General features: G+C 69.2%; 18 protein-coding genes, 1 other RNA gene and 3 pseudogenes. 9 read left to right on the plus strand and 13 right to left on the minus strand.

What is annotated here, in order from left to right; all coding sequences use genetic code 11:
- Positions 1-68 precede the first annotated feature (68 nt).
- Both BN4348_RS43565 and BN4348_RS43570 read left to right on the plus strand, forming a co-directional pair.
- Positions 69-1,235 (plus strand): glycoside hydrolase 5 family protein, encoded by a 1,167-nt coding sequence (locus BN4348_RS43565; protein WP_066913483.1) that lies wholly within the window; start codon positions 69-71, stop codon positions 1,233-1,235.
- Positions 1,236-1,315: 80 nt separating this feature from the next.
- Entirely contained in the window at positions 1,316-2,818 is a 1,503-nt protein-coding gene (locus BN4348_RS43570; RefSeq protein WP_066913484.1) for a CYTH and CHAD domain-containing protein, read from the plus strand.
- Positions 2,819-2,922: 104 nt separating this feature from the next.
- On the opposite strand, the pseudogene BN4348_RS43575 reads toward BN4348_RS43570, so the two are convergent.
- Both BN4348_RS43575 and rnpB read right to left on the minus strand, forming a co-directional pair.
- Positions 2,923-3,489, minus strand: a pseudogene (locus BN4348_RS43575) (dihydrofolate reductase family protein).
- 130 nt (positions 3,490-3,619) lie between these two features.
- Positions 3,620-4,030, minus strand: an RNA gene (gene rnpB / locus BN4348_RS43580) — RNase P RNA component class A.
- A 120-nt stretch (positions 4,031-4,150) separates the two neighbouring features.
- Between rnpB and BN4348_RS43585 the strand changes: the two genes are divergently transcribed.
- A complete protein-coding gene (locus BN4348_RS43585) occupies positions 4,151-5,320 on the plus strand; it encodes a cytochrome P450 (protein WP_066913485.1) in 1,170 nt (389 codons plus the stop codon).
- Positions 5,317-5,511, plus strand: a complete 195-nt coding sequence (locus BN4348_RS43590) for a ferredoxin (RefSeq protein ID WP_066913487.1) — start codon at positions 5,317-5,319, stop codon at positions 5,509-5,511. The genes BN4348_RS43585 and BN4348_RS43590 overlap by 4 nt, the downstream gene beginning before the upstream one ends.
- A gap of 3 nt (positions 5,512-5,514) precedes the next feature.
- On the opposite strand, the gene BN4348_RS43595 is transcribed toward BN4348_RS43590, so the two are convergent.
- A complete protein-coding gene (locus tag BN4348_RS43595; protein ID WP_066913489.1) occupies positions 5,515-6,429 on the minus strand; it encodes a zinc-binding dehydrogenase in 915 nt (304 codons plus the stop codon).
- Between BN4348_RS43595 and BN4348_RS43600 the strand changes: the two genes are divergently transcribed.
- On the plus strand, positions 6,399-6,665 hold the full coding sequence (locus BN4348_RS43600; protein ID WP_084454211.1) for an aldehyde dehydrogenase family protein: 267 nt from the start codon (positions 6,399-6,401) through the stop codon (positions 6,663-6,665). The two genes, BN4348_RS43595 and BN4348_RS43600, sit on opposite strands and share 31 nt — an antisense overlap.
- A gap of 83 nt (positions 6,666-6,748) precedes the next feature.
- Here the strand turns inward: BN4348_RS43600 and BN4348_RS43605 are convergent, their stop codons facing one another.
- Both BN4348_RS43605 and BN4348_RS62495 read right to left on the minus strand, forming a co-directional pair.
- The gene (locus BN4348_RS43605; protein ID WP_167670508.1) at positions 6,749-7,219 is read right to left on the minus strand and encodes a CAP domain-containing protein; all 471 of its coding nucleotides are present in this window, start codon (positions 7,217-7,219) and stop codon (positions 6,749-6,751) included.
- A gap of 635 nt (positions 7,220-7,854) precedes the next feature.
- Positions 7,855-8,619: a PE family protein gene (locus BN4348_RS62495; protein ID WP_066913495.1), complete on the minus strand. Its 765-nt coding sequence runs from the start codon at positions 8,617-8,619 to the stop codon at positions 7,855-7,857.
- Positions 8,620-8,749: 130 nt separating this feature from the next.
- Here BN4348_RS62495 and BN4348_RS43620 point away from each other — a divergent pair, with 130 nt between their 5' ends.
- Positions 8,750-10,294: a molybdopterin-dependent oxidoreductase gene (locus BN4348_RS43620; protein WP_066913497.1), complete on the plus strand. Its 1,545-nt coding sequence runs from the start codon at positions 8,750-8,752 to the stop codon at positions 10,292-10,294.
- 4 nt (positions 10,295-10,298) lie between these two features.
- On the opposite strand, the gene BN4348_RS43625 is transcribed toward BN4348_RS43620, so the two are convergent.
- Both BN4348_RS43625 and BN4348_RS43630 read right to left on the minus strand, forming a co-directional pair.
- Entirely contained in the window at positions 10,299-10,499 is a 201-nt protein-coding gene (locus BN4348_RS43625; protein ID WP_066913499.1) for a hypothetical protein, read from the minus strand.
- Positions 10,500-10,534: 35 nt separating this feature from the next.
- Positions 10,535-10,783, minus strand: a complete 249-nt coding sequence (locus BN4348_RS43630) for a hypothetical protein (RefSeq protein ID WP_066913501.1) — start codon at positions 10,781-10,783, stop codon at positions 10,535-10,537.
- 197 nt (positions 10,784-10,980) lie between these two features.
- Here BN4348_RS43630 and BN4348_RS43635 point away from each other — a divergent pair, with 197 nt between their 5' ends.
- The 3 genes from BN4348_RS43635 to BN4348_RS43645 are packed head-to-tail and all read left to right on the plus strand — an operon-like array spanning position 10,981 to position 15,128.
- Positions 10,981-12,180, plus strand: a complete 1,200-nt coding sequence (locus tag BN4348_RS43635; RefSeq protein ID WP_066913503.1) for an amidohydrolase family protein — start codon at positions 10,981-10,983, stop codon at positions 12,178-12,180.
- Positions 12,181-12,201: 21 nt separating this feature from the next.
- Positions 12,202-13,923, plus strand: coding sequence for an N-acyl-D-amino-acid deacylase family protein (locus BN4348_RS43640; protein WP_066913505.1), 1,722 nt, complete (start codon positions 12,202-12,204; stop codon positions 13,921-13,923).
- The gene (locus BN4348_RS43645) at positions 13,920-15,128 is read left to right on the plus strand and encodes a cytochrome P450 (protein WP_235852741.1); all 1,209 of its coding nucleotides are present in this window, start codon (positions 13,920-13,922) and stop codon (positions 15,126-15,128) included. Before BN4348_RS43640 ends, BN4348_RS43645 begins: the two co-directional genes overlap by 4 nt.
- 5 nt (positions 15,129-15,133) lie before the next feature.
- Here the strand turns inward: BN4348_RS43645 and BN4348_RS43650 are convergent, their stop codons facing one another.
- From BN4348_RS43650 to BN4348_RS43675, 6 genes and pseudogenes are all read right to left on the minus strand, one after another.
- Complete coding sequence (locus tag BN4348_RS43650; protein WP_066913507.1) at positions 15,134-15,715, minus strand: TetR-like C-terminal domain-containing protein; 582 nt, start codon at positions 15,713-15,715, stop codon at positions 15,134-15,136.
- A gap of 21 nt (positions 15,716-15,736) precedes the next feature.
- Positions 15,737-16,852, minus strand: a complete 1,116-nt coding sequence (locus BN4348_RS43655; protein WP_066913509.1) for a bifunctional RNase H/acid phosphatase — start codon at positions 16,850-16,852, stop codon at positions 15,737-15,739.
- Positions 16,849-17,586, minus strand: coding sequence for a zinc ribbon domain-containing protein (locus BN4348_RS43660; RefSeq protein ID WP_066913519.1), 738 nt, complete (start codon positions 17,584-17,586; stop codon positions 16,849-16,851). The genes BN4348_RS43655 and BN4348_RS43660 overlap by 4 nt, the downstream gene beginning before the upstream one ends.
- A pseudogene (locus tag BN4348_RS43665) lies at positions 17,583-17,858 on the minus strand (Nif3-like dinuclear metal center hexameric protein); the annotation flags it as partial. The pseudogene BN4348_RS43665 and the gene BN4348_RS43660, both read right to left, overlap by 4 nt.
- Before the next feature lie 64 nt (positions 17,859-17,922).
- A pseudogene (locus tag BN4348_RS43670) lies at positions 17,923-18,270 on the minus strand (reverse transcriptase-like protein); the annotation flags it as partial.
- Positions 18,228-18,837: zinc ribbon domain-containing protein (locus BN4348_RS43675; RefSeq protein WP_066913511.1), on the minus strand; the 610-nt coding region annotated here is incomplete at its 5' end. The pseudogene BN4348_RS43670 and the gene BN4348_RS43675, both read right to left, overlap by 43 nt.

Below are 18,837 nucleotides of genomic sequence, written 5' to 3' on the forward strand. Positions count from 1 at the left end.
TCTTCTATACACAATCACGACTCCGCGGGCGGGGGGTTGAACACATAGTCGGCACTCGTGGTGGCTTCGTGCACCGCCGAACGGTCCTGAAGTTGCCGCTGCTACTGGCAGGAGGCACCGCCCTGGCCCGAGCACCTCGCGCCGCCGCGCAACCTCCCGTCGGCGCGCCGGATTCGAGCCGCTGGTCCCCCGACCGCGCCAACCGCTGGTATCAGGCGCAGGACTGGCTTGTCGGCGCGAACTTCGTGACGTCGAACGCCATCAATCAGCTCGAGATGTTCGCGGCCGACACCTACGACCCGGGGCGCATCGGCACCGAGCTGGGCTGGGCCCAGCTCCACGGGTTCAACACCATCCGGGTCTTCCTGCACGATCAGCTCTGGACCCAGGATGCCCGGGGATTCCAAGCCCGCCTTGCCCAATTCGTCGACATCGCCGCGCGGCACGGCATCAAACCGCTGTTCGTCCTGTTCGACTCCTGCTGGGATCCGTTCCCGCACGCGGGCAGGCAACGCGAACCGAGGCCGGGCGTGCACAACTCCGGCTGGGTGCAAAGCCCGGGCGCCGACCGCCTGGGCGACAGCGGCTACACCCGTGTCCTGCGCGGATACGTCACGTCGGTGCTGACCCAATTCCGCACTGACGACCGGGTTTTGGGTTGGGACCTGTGGAACGAGCCCGACAATCCCTCCCGCTACTACCGCTCGGTGGACAGGGAGGACAAGCTGAGCCTGGTCGCCGACCTGCTTCCGCAGGTGTTCGCGTGGGCGCGCTCGGTCGACCCGCGCCAACCGTTGACGAGCGGCGTGTGGGACGGCGAACCCGAAGAGGACGCCGATCTGCGGGGCACCATCCGCGGCGTTCAGCTCGACAACTCCGACGTCATCACGTTCCACAGCTACGGCGAGCCCGCCGACTTCGAGGCCCGCATCGCGGAGCTGGCCCCGCTGGGACGGCCGATCCTGTGCACCGAGTACCTGGCCCGGTCGCTGGGCAGCACCGTGGAGGGCATCCTGCCAATTGCCAAGGCGCATAACGTCGGTGCGATCAATTGGGGACTGGTCGCCGGCAAGACTCAGACCTACTTCCCCTGGGACTCGTGGGAGCATCCCTACCCGGCGCCTCCGGACGTCTGGTTCCACGACCTACTCGGACCCGATGGGCGGCCCTACCGGGAAAGCGAAAGCCAAACGATCCGTCAGCTGGCCGGCCTGGCGATGCACCTCAGCCCCTGAGGAGGGGAACGGCCGCTTGAGTGCGCCCCCCGATGTGGCACCCTATGGGTGCCCGTCCTCCCGCCTCAATGGAGTCGAGAATGCCTGTGAAAGCGCCCAAAACCTCGCGCCATCTCGAGGTGGAGCGCAAGTTCGACGTCGTGGAGTCCACGGTGTCGCCGTCGTTCGAAGGCATCGCCGCCGTCGATCATGTCGACAAGTCGCCGGTCGAGTCGCTGGACGCCACGTACTTCGACACCCCGACCCATGACCTGGCGCGCAACAAGATCACCCTGCGGCGTCGCACCGGCGGACACGACGCGGGCTGGCACTTGAAGCTGCCGGCCGGCCCCGAAGCCCGCACCGAGGTGCGCGCGCCATTGGACGCGTCGGAGCACGACGTGCCCGGCGAGTTGCGGGACATCGTGCTGGCGATCGTCCGCGAACGGCCGCTCGAACCCGTCGCGCGCATCAGCACCGAACGCGAAACCCAGGTGCTGTACGGCTCGGACGGGGTGGCGCTGGCGGAATTCAGCAACGACCACGTCACCGCGTGGGCGGCCGGCGACCCCGAGGCGCCCCCCGCCGAACAGGAATGGCGCGAGTGGGAACTCGAGCTGGTCGAAAACGACGGGGCGGGCGACACCGAGCTGTTGGGCCGGCTGAGCAATCGGCTGCTCGACGCCGGCGCCGCGCCCGCCGGTCACGGCTCCAAGCTGGCCCGCGTGCTCGGCGAAACGGCGCGGCCGGACGAGACGCCGCAGCCGGCCGACCCGGTACACCGCGCCGTGGCCGAGCAGGTCGCCGAGTTGCTCGTGTGGGATCGCGCTGTGCGGGCCGACGCCTACGATGCCGTGCACCAAATGCGGGTGACCATCCGGAAGATTCGCAGCCTGCTGGCCGACTCCCAGGACGCCTCCGAATCGTCTGGTATCGCCTGGATCCAGGACGAATTGCGCGAACTTGCCAACGTGCTGGGCGTGGCCCGCGACGCCGAGGTGCTCGCCGAGCGCTACCAGCAGGCGCTGGACAAGTTGCCGCCGGAGCTGGTGCGGGGCCGCATCCGCGAACGCCTCGTCGAGGGGGCCCGACGCCGCTACCAGACCGGCCTGCGGCGGTCGCTGATCGCGATGCGCTCGCAGCGATACTTTCGCCTGCTCGACGCCCTCGACGCCTGGGTCGCCGAAATCCCCGCCGCCGCGGCTGCGGGCGGCGAGGGGGCGCCGGTGACCCTGGAGGCGGCCTACCAGAAGGTGCGCAAGGCCGCGAAGGCAGCGGCCGCGGTGGAACCGGGGGCCGAAGCCGAACGCGACCTCGCGCTGCACCGAATTCGCAAGCGCGCCAAGCGGCTTCGCTACACCGCGGCGGCCACCGGCGCCATGCGGGTGTCCGAGCAGGCGAAGGCCATCCAGACGCTGCTGGGTGACCACCAGGACAGCGTGGTCAGCCGCGAACACCTGGGGCACCAGGCCGAGGCCGCGCACACCGCGGGCGAGGACACCTTCACCTACGGTCTGCTGTATCAGCAGGAGGCCGACCTGGCCGAGCGTTGCCGCCAACAGCTCGACGAGGCGCTGCGCAAGCTCGCCAAGGCGGTGCGCTGAATTTGCGGGGCGGATCTGCGTTCTGCAAGTGCACTCTCGGAGCAAGTGCTAAGGCTCTCGTGTAGCTCGTAGTGCGTCCGCAGGTCGTCTGGCCGTGTGTCCGATCAGTCGTGTTTGGCCTCGTAGCGCAGCAGGACCGTGCCGCCCGGGAAGGAACGGTGCTCCAACAGCCGCAGCGAGATCCACGACGGCAGCGTTGGGAAGAACGGAGTGCCGCCGCCCACGGCGGTGGGCGTGACCACGATCCGGTACTCGTCCACCTATCCGGCCCGCACGATCGGTGCAGCCAGCGTCGCACCGGCCACCTCCAGCCTGCCCTCGGTTTCGGCTTTCAGCTTCGTCACCACCTCGACCGGATCGCCGCGTTCCAGGCGGGAGTTCCAGCCGACGGACTTACACGTGCGCGAGAACACGACCTTGGGCATGTCGCGCCAGATGTGGGCGAAGTCGACGATCAGAGGGGTGGCGTCCGGGGCCTTGTCGGCGGTCGGCCAGTACGCGGACATCATTTCGTAGAGCCGCCGCCCATAGAACGACAGGGCGGTCTCCCGCTCGAAGTCGTTCCAGTACTGGTGCAATTCTTCGCTCGGATCGGCCCAGTCGATGTTGCCTTGCGCGTCGGCGATGTACCCGTCCACCGACACGTTGAAGCCATAGATGAGTTTGCCCATGCAGATCAGACTGCACCGGAGGGCAGAACTCATCGCGACGCCACACGCGACATCGTCGAATCCTTGTGGATAGCGAATCGGATCATCCGGGAAGTCCCTGTAGCTGAATATGCAGGTCGTAGACGCGGGGCGGACGAGTTGGCCTGTAAGCCGGATTCTGTTCCCCGCCGCCGCGGCATAAGCAACGGCGGCGCGGCGGCGACCATCCATCTGGACACACCGTCGCCGGGTGCCTCGAGCGGCCTACCCGCAGGCTCGGGCGAGCAACCCTCGAACGCCTGCGCGGCCGCACCAGGTGCGGCCTTCTTGGCCTTGCTTCGGGTGGGGTTTGCCTAGCCACTCCGGTCACCCGGAATGCTGGTGCGCTCTTACCGCACCGTTTCACCCTTACCACCGCGAGGGTGGCGGTTTGTTTTCTGTGGCACTTTCCCGCGAGTCACCTCGGATTGCCGTTAGCAATCACCCTGCTCTGTGAAGTCCGGACTTTCCTCGACTCGACGCCGGCTGTACCGACCCGAGCCGCGGCCGCCCGGCCAACTCGTCCGCGACGCTCCACGGTACCCGCTGCGCAACCTGCTGACCAGCACCTCACTAGGGGCTTTGACAATCGAGCAATTTATCAATCATTGCTAAATAAGTGTGTTGGTGCCACGCTGACCGCATGACAGATACCGAAGGATTCGTGGATCAGTCGGTGACGGGTCTCGCTGAGCCGCAACCGATGTACAAGGCGCTGCGCGAATCGACCCCGGTGTTCCGCTCCCCGCAGGCGGTGGTCCTCAGCCGCCTCGCCGACATCGAGATGGCGCTCAAGAACACCGAACTGTTCTCGTCGAACATGGACGCCGTCGACCTCGGCAACATTCGGCCGATGATCCCGTTGCAGGTCGACCCGCCCGAACACGCGAAGTACCGCCGCATCCTCGACCCGCTGTTCACCCCGCGCGAGATGGCCCGGCGCGAACCGGGTGTCACCGAGCTGGTGAACCAGATGATCGACCGCTTCGCCGGTCGGGGCGAGTGCGACTTCCACGAGGAATTCGCGGTCCCGCTGCCCTGCACCGTCTTCCTGCAATTGCTCGGCCTGCCGCTGGAGGACCTCGACCAATTCCTGGTGTGGAAGGACGACATCATCCGGCCGGAGGGCGACTCGGGCTTTGACCGCCGCCATGAGACCGGAGCTCCCACTGCGGAACAGATCTACGCCTACTTCGACCGCGCCATCGACGACCACATCGCCAGCCCGCGCGACGACGTGCTGTCCGCGATGATCGCGGCCACCATCGAGGGCCGGCCACTGTCGCGCGAGGAGCTGCTCGACATCTGCTTCCTGTTCCTCATCGCCGGGCTGGACACCGTCACCGACTCGCTGGACTGCTTCTTCGTGTACCTGGCCCGCCATCCCGACCACCGTCGCCAGCTCGTCGAGCAGCCCGAGATCCTGCCGAGCGCCATCGAGGAGCTGTTGCGCTGGGAGACACCGGTTCCCGGCGTGGCCCGGGTGGCCACGCGGGACACCGAGGTGGGCGGATGCCCCATCAGCAAGGGCGAGCGGGTCAGCCCGTTGCTCGGTGCGGCCAACACCGATCCCGCCGAGTTCGCGGACCCGGACCTGGTGGATTTCAGCCGCAACCCCAACCGGCACCGCGCGTTCGGCGGCGGGCCGCACCGCTGCCTCGGATCCCACCTCGCTCGCATGGAGCTGCGGGTGGCGCTGCGCGAATTCCACCGGCGCATACCGGATTACGAGATCAAGCCCGGCACGCAGTTGACGTACACCGCGGCGCTGCGCTCGGTGGAGTCGCTGCCGCTGGCCTTCGAAGTGGCATGACGCGCGTTACCGTCGACCAAGACCGCTGCACCGGGCACGGGCGCTGCTACACCCTGGCGCCCCAGGTGTTCGACGCCGACCAGGTCGGGCACTGCGTCGTGCTCGTTTCGGACGTCTCGGGTGACCTCGAGGCGCAGGCCGTCACCGGCGAGCAGAACTGCCCGGAGCAGGCGATCACGCTGTCCCGGTAGGGATTAGGCGAAGCAAACAACGCTGCGCGCTCCCCGGCCCGCGGTCATGTCGGTGAACGCGGTCTCGACGTCGTCGATGCCGATCCGCCGCGTCACCAACGCTTCGAGGTCGAGCCTGCCGCGCCGGGCGAGCTCGGCGAGCACCGGGATGTCGCGGGCCGGATCGCTGGCGCCGTAGACGCTGCCCTGAACGGTCTTGCCGTCGGCCATCAGCGACAGCGCGGGGAAGGTCACCTCCTCGGCGATGCCGGCGGCGCCCACCAAGGTCACCTTGCCGCCGCGGCGGGTGGCCTCGTAGGCCAACCGCATCGTGGCGGGCTTGCCCACCACCTCGATCCCGTGGTCGACGCCGGCGCCACCGGTGAGATCGCGCACCGCGGCGACGAGGTCGACCTCGCCGGCGTCGACGGTGTCGGTCGCGCCGTTGGCCGAAGCGGCCGGCAGCTGGCCGGCCGCCCGGTCGGCGGCGATGATGCGGGCCGCGCCGGCCAGCCGCGCCCCCTGGATGGCGGCCAAACCCACGCCGCCGCAGCCGATCACGAGCACGCTGTCTCCCGGCCGCACGGCCGCCGTGCGCATCACCGCGCCGACGCCGGTGGTGACGCCGCAACCCAGCAGAGCGGCGTGGTCGAGCGGCAGCGACTCGTCGACCGGCACCACCGCCGCGGCCGGCAGCAGTGTCTCCTCGGCCAGCGAGCCGACACCCATGCCGGGCCACACCGGGCCGCCGGCGCTTTCGGCGTACGGACCCCCATAGGCGTGGTCATAGCCGTGCACGCACAGCTGCGCCTCGCCGCGCAGGCAATGCGGGCAGGAGCGGCAGGGCACGTTCCAGGTCAGCACGACGTGGTCACCCGGGCTGACCGTGGNTCTTCGGCTACTACGCCATCGAGGACGCCGTAACCGCCGCCAACGCAACGGAATTCGGCCTCACCGCGTCGGTGTGGACCGGCGACGACGAGCTGGCCGATCGGGTCACCGGTCAGCTCGTTGCGGGGACGGTCAGCGTCAACTGCCACGGCCTGGCCGCCCAGGACCCGCGGCTGCCGTTCGGCGGCTGCGGCCAGTCGGGCCTGGGCCGCGAGCTCGGCGTGGACGGCATCCGCGCGTTCACCCAGCCGCGGACGTTTGTGCGGCATCCCGTCCCGGGCTAGCCGGGTGCCCGTGTGAACACAGGGCGACGACACGCCGACGAACCCCGCCATGGGCACACGAGAAGCCCAGACCGCACACTCGTTTAAGGTCCGGCGAAATCACCGACGACGGTCATCTTGTTGCCGTTCCAGGCGGTGGCGAAGCCGGACGTGGTGAACGCGCAGTTCAGGATGATCGCCCGGTGTGGGGGACTCCCCATCCACGCGTCGAGCGCAGCGCCCGGAGTGGCCGCCGATCCGGTGCCCCAGTAGACGATCTCGCCCGTGTAGCCGGTCCGGTAGCCGGCATCCGCAATACGAGCCTGCGGTGACGAACCGTCCGAACCGATATGCCCGTTGACACCGTTCGTGAGCATGTCGTTGGCGTGCCGCTGCGCTGCTGAGGTCAGACGCGGATCATCGCCGATCCCGCATGTCTGGCGAAGCCGATTGACGCCGCTGTACACCGCGGTCGCCGAATCGTCCGGACCCGCAGCAGAACCGGCAGCCATGCTGGGAATCGTGATGAAGACAGCGCAGCTCGAGAAGGCGACGATCTTGACTTTCCGCGTCATATTGCCTCTTGCCCGTGCGCTTACCTTGCTGATGTCAGCAAACAAATGCTAATCACTTTCGGTCGTGACTTGTCGAGAATCGTCAATCTCGATGCCACGTCACCACGGCCACTTGGCGGCACGTGACGCGGGATGGCGGTGGGACAACGATGGCCCGCGTCTTCGACCCCGACCAGCGCCACGACAGCCGTTCGCTATGGAGCGACCACATCGACCCTGCTGCGCGCGCCGACGCGTTGAACCTTTTCGGGATCAGAGCGATAGCCCACGGGAAATCGCTTTTTTTCCCCGTGGCCCGGGCCGTCGATCAGGATCAGGCGCCGGTCATGTCCGAGCAGCCGGCGGAGCCGCAACCAGGAGTGGGAATCGACGAAGAGGCTATGCCACAGCACGGCGACAGGGCCCTCGTTTTCGGGGCACCGGCCGCGCCCGATGTGTCGTTGGGTGACCCCGAGCCATCTCCGATACGAACTTCGCGACCCAAAATCTCGCCTATTCCAAACAAGCTTCGCGAGCCTGGTTCGGCAGTGCCTTGGCGCGGGTCGGTACCAGCGTCCCGGTAGCGTTGGTTCGCCCGCACTGCAAGGCGTTTGCGGTCGCCCTGGGCTCACACCGAAAGCTCGGGCGCACACGCGCTAAAGAAAAGACACACCTAACAAGAGGAGTGCCAGGGCCACTTCGGGCCCATTGGCCTGAAGGTTGGTGACGAAGCCGCCAACCTCGAACCCCGTCGGGGCGATAACGGGCGGGTTTCCGGCGGTCGTCACGTTCACCGTGACCGGCTGGAGAGGCGCCAGGACACCGCCGAAGGGAATGTTGAGCGCCACGGTCTGCATCCCCGGTACCGACCCGGGCAGCGGAATGGACACCGTGTCTTGGCCATAGAGCAATGCGCTTTCGACGCTGGGGCCGGCGTTGGCGAGTGCCGCCATAGCCGCCACCGGGTTCCCGGCCTGCAGGGCACTGACGAACGCGGTCCCGCCTTGGGCCAGCGGGCCCGTGGCGACAACCAGCGGGCCTACCAAATCAAGGGGGAGTTCAACTTGCTGCGCGCTGCTGCCCTCAAGCACGGACAGGGCCTCGGCGCCGAGGGCCTGGAAGCCGCGGGCCGCGGCGGTGGCCCGCGCGTTGGCGATCTCGGTGCCCAGATAGGAGGCCGCGCCGGCGTTCAGCAAGTTCGTGAACTGGCAATGAAAGGCCGCCGCCTGCGCATTGAGCGCCTGGTACTGCTGGGCATGGCTGGAAAACAGTGCGGCGATCGCCGCCGACACCTCGTCACCCGCGGCAGCCACGACGCCGGTGGTCGGACCCGCCGCGGCCGCATGGGCCGCATTCAGCGCCGCGCCGATGTTCTCCAGCTGCCCGGCCGCCTGGCCAACAAACTCCGGCACCACTGCCATAACGGACATGGCCATCTCCCTCGCCCGACAGCGATCCCCGGTGATCCAGAGGAAAAGCGTACCGCTGGGCGGCCTTTCGGTCCCGACTTCCGCAGAAGGGAACGCGCGCGACGCGAGTAGAGTAACTCCGATGGCCGCCGCCCCGTCGAATGAGCGGATGATCGCGGGCGTCGCGGCGGCCTCCGTCTCACTCGGCGTGGCCGAGCTGGTGGGCATCCCGTTCGACGCGCGCGCCAACTCACGTACCGCCGTCTCCGCCGTGGTCGTGGACCTGACACCGGGGCCCATCAAGGAGTGGGCGATTCAGACGCTGGGCTCCTTGGACAAACCCTTCCTTGCGGTCGTCGTGCTCGTGGTCATCGCCACGATCGCCGCCCTCGCCGGGACCGTGGAAACCCGGCGCCGCCCGCTGGGCAGCGCCGTCATCGCCGCGGCGGGCGTCCTCGGATGCCTCGCAGTGCTGTCGCGCCAGGGTGCGACCGCACTCGACACGATCCCCACCCTCGCGGGCGCGGCCTGCGGTGTGGCGGCCCTGCGCGTGCTGACCCGCCGCTTCCGGCCCGGCGCGGCAGGCCCGGGAGACGGAGCCGACAGCGACGAGCCGGACGCCGGCAGGCGCAGGTTGCTCAGCTACGGATTGCTCGGAGTCGGGGTGGTCAGCGGCGTTACGGGTGCGGTCATCACGCGATTGGTCCACTCGGTGGCCGCCGACCGCACCACCTTCGCCCTGCCCCGGCCGCGCACGCCGGCACCACTGATACCCGCCGCTGTCCAACCGAACGGTGTTGCGCTACCGAGCTTCGTCACCCCCAACGCCGACTTTTACCGGGTGGACACCGCGCTGGTCGTTCCCCAACTCAGCCGCGGCGAGTGGCGGCTGCGCATTCACGGCATGGTGGACCACGAAGCGACCTACAGCTTCGACGACCTCGCCCGCTTCGACGCCGTCCAGACGGTGACGACGCTTACGTGTGTATCGAATCCCGTTGGAGGAAACCTCATTTCGAACGGGGTTTGGACGGGCTACCGGCTGGCCGATCTGCTGGCGGCGGCCGGCGTGCACGCGGATGCCGACATGGTGCTGTCGACGTCGATCGACGGGTTCACCGCCGGCACGCCGGTACAGGTGCTCACCGACGGCCGGGCCGCGCTCCTGGCCGTCGGCCTCAACGATCAGCCGCTGCCGATCGAGCACGGCTACCCGGCCCGGCTGGTGGTGCCCGGGCTTTACGGGTACGTGTCGGCCACCAAGTGGGTCGTCGATCTGGAGCTGACCCGCTTCGACCGAGCGAAGGCGTACTGGACTCGGCAGGGCTGGGCACCGCGCGCACCCATCAAGACGGAGTCGCGGATCGACGTGCCGAAAAGCGGCCAGAAGGTCCCGATGGGGTCCGTGGTGTTCGGCGGTGTCGCCTGGGCACAGAATCGTGGCGTGCGCGCGGTAGAGGTGCTCATCGACGACGGCGGCTGGCAGCCCGCGCAGCAGGGCGCGGCCTATTCCAACGAGACGTGGCGGTTGTGGAGCTTTCCCTGGCAGGCGAAAAGCCCTGGGAAACACACCATCACCGTGCGCGCCACCGACAACACCGGAGCCGTCCAAACCGCGGATCAGGTTGGTCCCGTCCCGGACGGCGCCACCGGCTGGCACACGGTGGACTTCACCGTGCAGGCGTGATGCGCTACTTCGACGAGAGTTTCCGCCAGCTGAATATCACGATCACCAGGCCGATCAGCACCGTGATCGGACCGATGATGGACCAGGTCGTGGTGTTGCTCATCGGGCTGCCGCCCAGCACCCCGAATCCCTGGAGCGCCCAGATCAGGCCGATCAGCGCGACGATCAAGCCCAAGGCCAACGTAACGACGAAAGTCCTACTCATAGAAGGATGCTAGGCGCCGGAGCGGGTCGCGGCGACTATCGCGCGGTACGGATGACGAAAGCGTCGGTGCTCTCGTCGTAACCGACCGTTTCTTCCACGAACAGCTCGCCCACCGTGCGGCCGTCCTCCGCGACCGCGAGGAAGGTCGCCTCCTCCTGGTCATAAGTCACCGACCCCTGCACGAACATCGCCGCGACCTCATGGCCGTCGGCCCCGAAAACGACCAGCTTCAAGCCCCCGGCATTCTTGACCAACTCCGCCGCTTCGGCGCGTGTGACGACCATCGCTCGCGTTCCTTCCGCTGGGTGGGCGCTGTGAGTGTGCGCTGACGGCTTCGAGTGTGCGCTGAGGGCGCAAGATCCGCGAAATCCGCGCCCTGGGCTGACACGCAAAGCCAGGAGCGCACACGCAACGCCAACTTTGCATTGATTGCATAGATAGCATTGACACGGCCGGAAACCGGCGACGATAGTCGTGAGGTATGGCGCTGCTGCCAGACCCTGATCCCCGGCGGCGACAGCACATCGTGATCTCCGTCGACGACCACGTCATCGAGCCGCCCGACATGTTCGTGGGGCGGCTCCCCGCAGCGCTGGCCGAGCGTGCCCCGAAGGTCGTCGAGACCGACGACGGGCGGCAGGTGTGGCGCTACGAGGGCCGGCTGTACCCCAACATCGGCCTCAACGCGGTGATCGGCCGGCCCCGCGAGGAATGGAGCATGGAGGCCGCCCGGTTCGACGAAATGCGGCCCGGCTGTTGGGATATCGACGCCCGGATCGACGACATGGACCTCGCCGGCATCTGGGCGTCGGTCAACTTCCCGTCCCTGATCGCCGGGTTCGCCGGGACCGTGTTCTGGAAGAGCGACGACCTCGAACTCGGCCTGGCCACGCTGCGGGCCTGGAACGACTGGCACCTCGAGGTGTGGGCCGGCAGCTACCCGGACCGGATCATCCCGCTGCAGCTGCCCTGGCTCGCCGACCCGCAGCTCGCCCCCGACGAGGTACGCCGCAACGCCGCGCGCGGCTTCAAGGCGGTGAGCTTTCCCGAGCTGCCCGCCCAGTGCGGGCTGCCGAGCCTGCACAGCGGCGCGTGGGATCCGTTCTTTGCCGCCTGCGAGGAGACCGGCACGGTGGTGTGCCTGCACACCGGATCCGCCCAATGGGCGCCAATCCCCGCCCCGGACACACCCTTTGAGACCATCACCACCCTCTTCCCGGTGAACGCCCTGGTCGCCTGTGCCGACATGCTGTGGTCGGGCATCCCGGTGCGGTACCCGAAGCTCAACATCACGCTGGCCGAGGGCGGGCTGGGCTGGGCGGCCATGCTCGGCGACCGCGCCGATTACGTTCTGGCGCACTCGGCTTCGGGCCACGAGGGCGGGGCGTGGAATAGCGACCTGCTGCCCAGCGAGGTGCTGCGGCGCAACTTCTGGTTCTGCTCGATCGACGACCCGCACGCGTTCGGCGCGCTCGACGCGATCGGGGCCGACCGCATCCTCGTCGAAAGCGACTACCCGCACGCCGACTCGACCTGGCCCGACACCCAGCAGGTGGTGGCGCGCAACGTCGCCGGCCTGCCGGCCGACGACGCGGCCCGCATCACCCACCGCAACGCCGCTCAGCTGTTCCGCCACCCGCTGCCGGACGACGGGTGGCTGGCCACTTCGGCCGCTGGATAGCAAGGGCGTAGGAGGCCTGCCATGTTGGACCTGCTCATCCGCGACGCCCGGATCGTCGACGGCACCGGCGCACCCGCCAAGCGCGGCGACGTCGGCGTCAGCGACGGACGGATCGCCGCCGTCGGCGAAGTCGACGACATGGCCGCCAAAACCGTTGACGCCCAAGGGCAGACGCTGGCTCCCGGCTTCGTCGACCTGCACACGCATTACGACGCGCAGCTGTTCTGGGACCCGACCGCGAGCCCGTCGGTTCAGCACGGCGTCACCACGGTCTTCGGCGGCAACTGCGGCTTCACGCTGGCGCCCGCGGCCGCCGCGCAGCAGGACTACCTCACCCGGATGCTGGCGCGGGTGGAAGGGATGCCGCTCGACGCGCTGCGCGCCGGCCTGGACTGGGAATGGGCGTCGTTCGGTGACTGGCTGGGCCGCCTCGAGGGCCGCATCGCCGTCAATGCCGGCTTCCTGGTGGGTCATTCGGCGCTGCGGCTGGCCGCGATGGGCGGCGACGCCGTCGGCGCCGAGGCCACGCGGGAACAGATCGACAAGATGGTCGCGGTGCTGCACGAGTCGCTGGGTGCCGGCGCGCTCGGATTGTCGACGAGCCAGTCCCCTACCCACAACGACGGGTCCGGCCAGCCGGTGCCGTCGCGCAGCGCGACGCGGGACGAACTGGTGGCCCTGGCGGCCGCGTTGCGCGACCATCAGGGCACCACGCTCGAGGCGATCATCCCCGGCTGCCTGTCCGGCTTCACCGACGACGACATCGCGCTGCTCACCGACATGTCGGTGGCCGCCGACCGCCCGCTGAACTGGAACCTGCTGGGCGTCTCCGCGGCCAACCCGGCCGGGCACAAAAAGCAGTTGCGCGCCTCGGAGGTCGCGGCGCGGCGCGGCGGCCGGGTGGTGGCGCTCACCCTGCCGCAGGCCATGAAGATCCGGCTCTCGTTCCTCTCCGGCTTCGTGCTCGACGGGCTGCCCGGCTGGCGCGACACGATGCACCTGCCGGTGCCCGAACGGCTTGTCGCCCTTGCCGATCCGCAGCTGCGCCGCCGCCTCGCCGACGGCGCCGCCTCGAGGGAGGCGGGCATGCTGCGCGGCCTGGCGCAATGGGACCGGCTGGTCATCGTCGAGACGTTCGCCCCCGCGAACGCCGACGCCACCGGCCGCAGCGTCGGCGAGGTCGCCGCCGCCCGGGGCGGCGAGCCCTTCGACACGCTGCTGGACGTCGTGATCGCCGACGAGCTGCGCACCGGCCTGTCGCCGCCACTGACCGGAGACGATGCGGCCGACTGGAAAATGCGCGCGCAGGTGTGGCGGCATCCGGGTGCCGTGATCGGCGGCTCGGACGCGGGCGCCCATCTCGACATGATGTGCGGCGCGATCTACACCACCTCGCTGCTGAGCAAGGGCGTGCGCGAGCACCAGGTGGTGACGCTCGAGGAGGCCATCCGGCTGATCACCGACGTGCCGGCCCGCTTCTACGGGCTGACCGAACGCGGCCGCATTCGGCCCGGCTGGCACGCCGACCTGGTGCTGTTCGACCCGGACACCGTCGGCCACGGGCCGGAGCGGACCCGCTACGACCTGCCGTCCGGCGCGCCCCGGTTGGTCGCCGACGCCGACGGGATCACCTCGGTGCTGGTCGGTGGCGTCGAGGTGTGCCGCGACGGCGCCGCCACCGGCGCCCTGCCCGGCACCGTGCTGCGGTCGGGCCGCGACACCGAGACGGTCAGGGCCTCGTGACAACCCATGAATTCGACCCCGCCGAGATGCAGGGCGGGCTGCTCATGCAGGTCGAGAACGTGCACGAGCGGCTGCGCGAGGCGCAGGCCCGCCACCGGGTGATGGTGGGAAATCCCTTCGCCGAGGTCAGCGCCGCGCAGGTCGGCGAGCTCGGCGTGACGGTGCTCGGGTACGAGGAATGCCAGACCGTGCTCACCCACCCGGACACCTTCTCCTCGTCGATCTACGACCAGATCATGGGCCCGGTCATGGGCCGTACCCTGCTCGAGCTCGAGGGAGCCGAGCATCGGGCCAGCCGGGCCCTGGTGTCGCCGTCATTCCGCACCGCGCTGCTGGAACGCTGGCGCACCGAACTCGTCGAGCTGGTGGTCCACGAGCTGATCGACCGGTTCGCGCCGCGCGGGCGGGCCGAGCTGGCCCGCGAGTTCACCTTCGCGTTTCCGGTTCAGGTCATCGCGCGGATCATGGGCCTGCCACGCCAGGACTACCCGCGCTTCCAGCGGCTGTCGATCGAGTTGCTCAACGTGGTCTACGACTGGGATCGGGGGCTCGCCGCGTCCGCAGTGCTGAAGGCCTACCTGGCGGAGGTCCTCGCCGAGCGGCGACGTCGCCCGCAGGACGACCTGATCAGCATGCTGGCGGAGTCGGAGATCGACGGCGCCCGCCTGACCGACGACGAGATCTTCGCGTTCCTGCTGCTGATCCTGCCCGCCGGCGTCGAGACGACCTACCGCGCGTCGGGCAACCTGCTGGTCGCACTGCTCACCGAACCGGCGCTACTGGAGGCGCTGCGGGCGGACCGCACCATGCTGCGGGCGGCCTTCGAGGAGGCGCTGCGCTGGGAGCCGCCGATCACCACGGTGGTGCGGCGGGCGGTCCGCGACTGCGAGCTCGGCGGGCTCGCGATCCCGGCGGGCACGACCGTCAGCGTCAGCGTCGCGGCCGCCAACCGGGACCCGGCGCGCTACCCGGACCCGGATTGCTTCGACCCGACCCGCAAGAACATCGCGCACCTGACGTTCGGGGGCGGGCCGCACCTGTGCCTGGGCATGCACCTGGCGCGGATGGAGGGGACGGTGGCCATCAACGCGCTGCTCGACCGGCTGCCGGACCTGAGGCTCGACCCAACCGCCCCGACGCCGCACGTCGTCGGCGTGGCGTTCCGCTCGCCGGCCGCGCTGCCGGTTGAGTTCACCGCGGCGTGACCCGCCTATTTGGGGGCGAGCGCGTGCCAGGCCATGTCGGCGATCGCCTCGCAATAGCGGTCGTCGACGGGGGTATCGGAGTACAGGGCGCGAATGTTCAACGGCGCCAGCACCAATTGCACGGCGGCCAGGGTGTTGACGCCCTCCCGTAGCTCGCCGCGTGCCCTGGCCCGGTCGATGACTTCGCGCACGACGGCAAACCTTGCCTGCCACAGCATCATTCGCGTTGCTTCGTCGTGAATCCCCGGGCGCTCCATCACCAGCGCCCGCAGGAACGTGCGACCCTCTTCGGTGTTGATTCGGTCGGCCGCGCTGCGCGCCATGGCCAGCAAGTCCCCGCGCAGCGAGCCGGTGTCGATCGTCGTACCGAAGGTCTGGGCATCGGCGAGGGCAGCATCGACGATGAGCCGTTGGCGGTCGCCCCAGTAGCGGTAGATCATTTCGCGATCGAGGCGGTGGCGCTCCGCCATTGCCTCGATGCTGAACCGCTCGACACCCCAGCGGGCCAGCTCGTCGAGCGCCGCCGGCATCACCCGCGCCCGGATTTCCGCGGGCACGCCGTGATCGGGTTGCTGAGACGGCTGCATCGATCGACCCCTTATACCCGCCTAAAGATAGCCTGTCTGGTTCACCAGCCTCACCGAAGACGCCCCATCCGAATAGAACTCTGCGATGCTCAACGACGCCAGGTCAAGGTGGAGCCGGTACAGAATGCCCGGCCCGGCGTCCAGCGCCAGCCGCAGCAGCATCTTGATGGGGGTCACGTGCGACACCACCAGCACCGTGGCGCCCTGATGCGCGGCGACGATCCGATCGCGCACCCTGAGCACCCGATCGAGCACCGCGTCGAAGCTTTCACCGCCCGGCGGCTTCGTCCTGGTGTCCCGCAGCCAGCGGCGGTGCAACTCCGGATCGCGCTCTGCCGCTTCGGCGAACGTCAGCCCCTCCCACGCCCCGAAATCGGTCTCGATCAAGTCCTCGTCGACGGCCACGGCCAGCCCCAGGGCCTTGGCGGCCGTGGCCGCGGTGTCGTGGGCCCGCTGCAGCGGCGAGGAGATCACCGCGGCGATTCCGCCCCGCTGCGCCATGTAGTGCGCCGCCGCCTCGGCCTGCCGACGCCCGGCCTCGGTCAGCGCCGGGTTGCCGCGCCCCGAGTAGCGGCGCTGCGCCGACAATTCGGTCTGCCCGTGCCGCAGCAACAGCAGCCGCGTCGGGGTGCCGCGCGCCCCGGTCCAGCCGGGTGACGTCTTGGCCTCGGCCGCCGCGCTTTTCGTGGACCCCGCGGCCGGCGGGTCGGAGTTCTCGACGTCGCCGTCGGCGACCGCCGCGGCATCCATCGCCTCGTTGGCCAACCGATCCGCGTGCGAGTTGCGGTCCCGCGGAATCCACGTGTAGGAGATCCGGTCGAAACGCGCCGCCAGCTTTCCGGCCTGCGAATTCAGTTCGACCAGGTCGGGGTGTTTGACCTTCCACCGGCCGGACATCTGCTCGACCAACAGCTTCGAATCCAGGAAGACCTCGGCCTCGGTGGCGCCCACTTTGAGCGCGTCGTCCAAACCGGCGATCAGCCCGCGGTATTCGGCGACGTTGTTGGTCGCGACGCCGATGGCCTGCTTGGCCTCGGCCAGCACGGTCGAGCGGTCCGCGCTGCGCACCACGGCGCCATACCCGGCCGGCCCGGGGTTGCCGCGCGATCCGCCGTCGGCCTCGATGACGACCTTCACTTCTCGAATCCCTTGACCCGCAGCAGAATGGCGCCGCATTCCGGGCAACGCACCAGCTCGTCCTCGGGGGCGGCGGAAATTCGGGACAGTTCACCGCGGCCGATCTCGATCCGGCAGGCCCCGCACCGATGCCCGAGCAACGGCCCGGCACCCGGGCCTCCCCCGGCGCGCTGGCGCTCGTACAGGGCGGACAGAGCGGGATCCAGCGCCGCGGACAGCGTGTCGCGCCGCGACGAGCGAGCCTGGCGGTCCTCGTCGATCTCGGCGAGAGCGGCGTCGAGTTCCTGCTGGGCGCTGTCCAGCTCGGACTGCAACGCCTCGAGCGCCCGCTCGTGCGAGGCCGCCTGCGCCTGCAGCTGCTCGCGGCGCTCCATCACCTCTAGCAGGGAATCCTCCAGGCTGGTTTGACGCCGCAGCAGGGTCTCCAGCTCGTGCTGTAAGTCCGACAGTTGCTTGGCGTCCGTGGCACCCGATTTGAGCATCGCGCGGTCCCGGTCCTCGCGCTGGCGCACCGCCTCGATCTCCGCCTCGAATCGCGACACCTGGGCTTCCAAGTCCTCCAGGGCAATTCGCAGCGCTCCCAGCCGGTCACCGGCGGCGTTGTGCTCGGCCTGGATCCGCTGCACCGCCTCGCGTTGCGGCAGGTGGCCGGCCCGGTGCGCGATGCGCGACAGCTCCGCATCCAGCTTCGACAATTCGAGTAGCGAAAGTTGCTGCGCCACCTCGGCTTTCATGGCTGTCCTCCCCCGTCGTCGTAAGCCAGATGCCCGACATTCCAAGGGTCGGTGCGGATGGTGCACACCCGCACGGGCAACGCCGCCCCGAAACGCGACCGCAGCGCGCCGGCCGCCTGCTCGCACCAGGGGAATTCGCTTGCCCAGTGCGCCACGTCGACCAGGGCCACACCCGAGGCCCGGCGGTGTTCGTCGGCCGGATGGTGCCGCAGGTCGGCCGTGACGTAGGCCTGCACGTCCGCGGCGGCCGCGGCGGCCAGCAGCGAGTCCCCGNCGATCCGCGTGCGAGTTGCGGTCCCGCGGAATCCACGTGTAGGAGATCCGGTCGAAACGCGCCGCCAGCTTTCCGGCCTGCGAATTCAGTTCGACCAGGTCGGGGTGTTTGACCTTCCACCGGCCGGACATCTGCTCGACCAACAGCTTCGAATCCAGGAAGACCTCGGCCTCGGTGGCGCCCACTTTGAGCGCGTCGTCCAAACCGGCGATCAGCCCGCGGTATTCGGCGACGTTGTTGGTCGCGACGCCGATGGCCTGCTTGGCCTCGGCCAGCACGGTCGAGCGGTCCGCGCTGCGCACCACGGCGCCATACCCGGCCGGCCCGGGGTTGCCGCGCGATCCGCCGTCGGCCTCGATGACGACCTTCACTTCTCGAATCCCTTGACCCGCAGCAGAATGGCGCCGCATTCCGGGCAACGCACCAGCTCGTCCTCGGGGGCGGCGGAAATTCGGGACAGTTCACCGCGGCCGATCTCGATCCGGCAGGCCCCGCACCGATGCCCGAGCAACGGCCCGGCACCCGGGCCTCCCCCGGCGCGCTGGCGCTCGTACAGGGCGGACAGAGCGGGATCCAGCGCCGCGGACAGCGTGTCGCGCCGCGACGAGCGAGCCTGGCGGTCCTCGTCGATCTCGGCGAGAGCGGCGTCGAGTTCCTGCTGGGCGCTGTCCAGCTCGGACTGCAACGCCTCGAGCGCCCGCTCGTGCGAGGCCGCCTGCGCCTGCAGCTGCTCGCGGCGCTCCATCACCTCTAGCAGGGAATCCTCCAGGCTGGTTTGACGCCGCAGCAGGGTCTCCAGCTCGTGCTGTAAGTCCGACAGTTGCTTGGCGTCCGTGGCACCCGATTTGAGCATCGCGCGGTCCCGGTCCTCGCGCTGGCGCACCGCCTCGATCTCCGCCTCGAATCGCGACACCTGGGCTTCCAAGTCCTCCAGGGCAATTCGCAGCGCTCCCAGCCGGTCACCGGCGGCGTTGTGC

Source organism: Mycobacterium interjectum (genome assembly GCF_900078675.2).
Lineage (GTDB): Bacteria > Actinomycetota > Actinomycetes > Mycobacteriales > Mycobacteriaceae > Mycobacterium > Mycobacterium interjectum.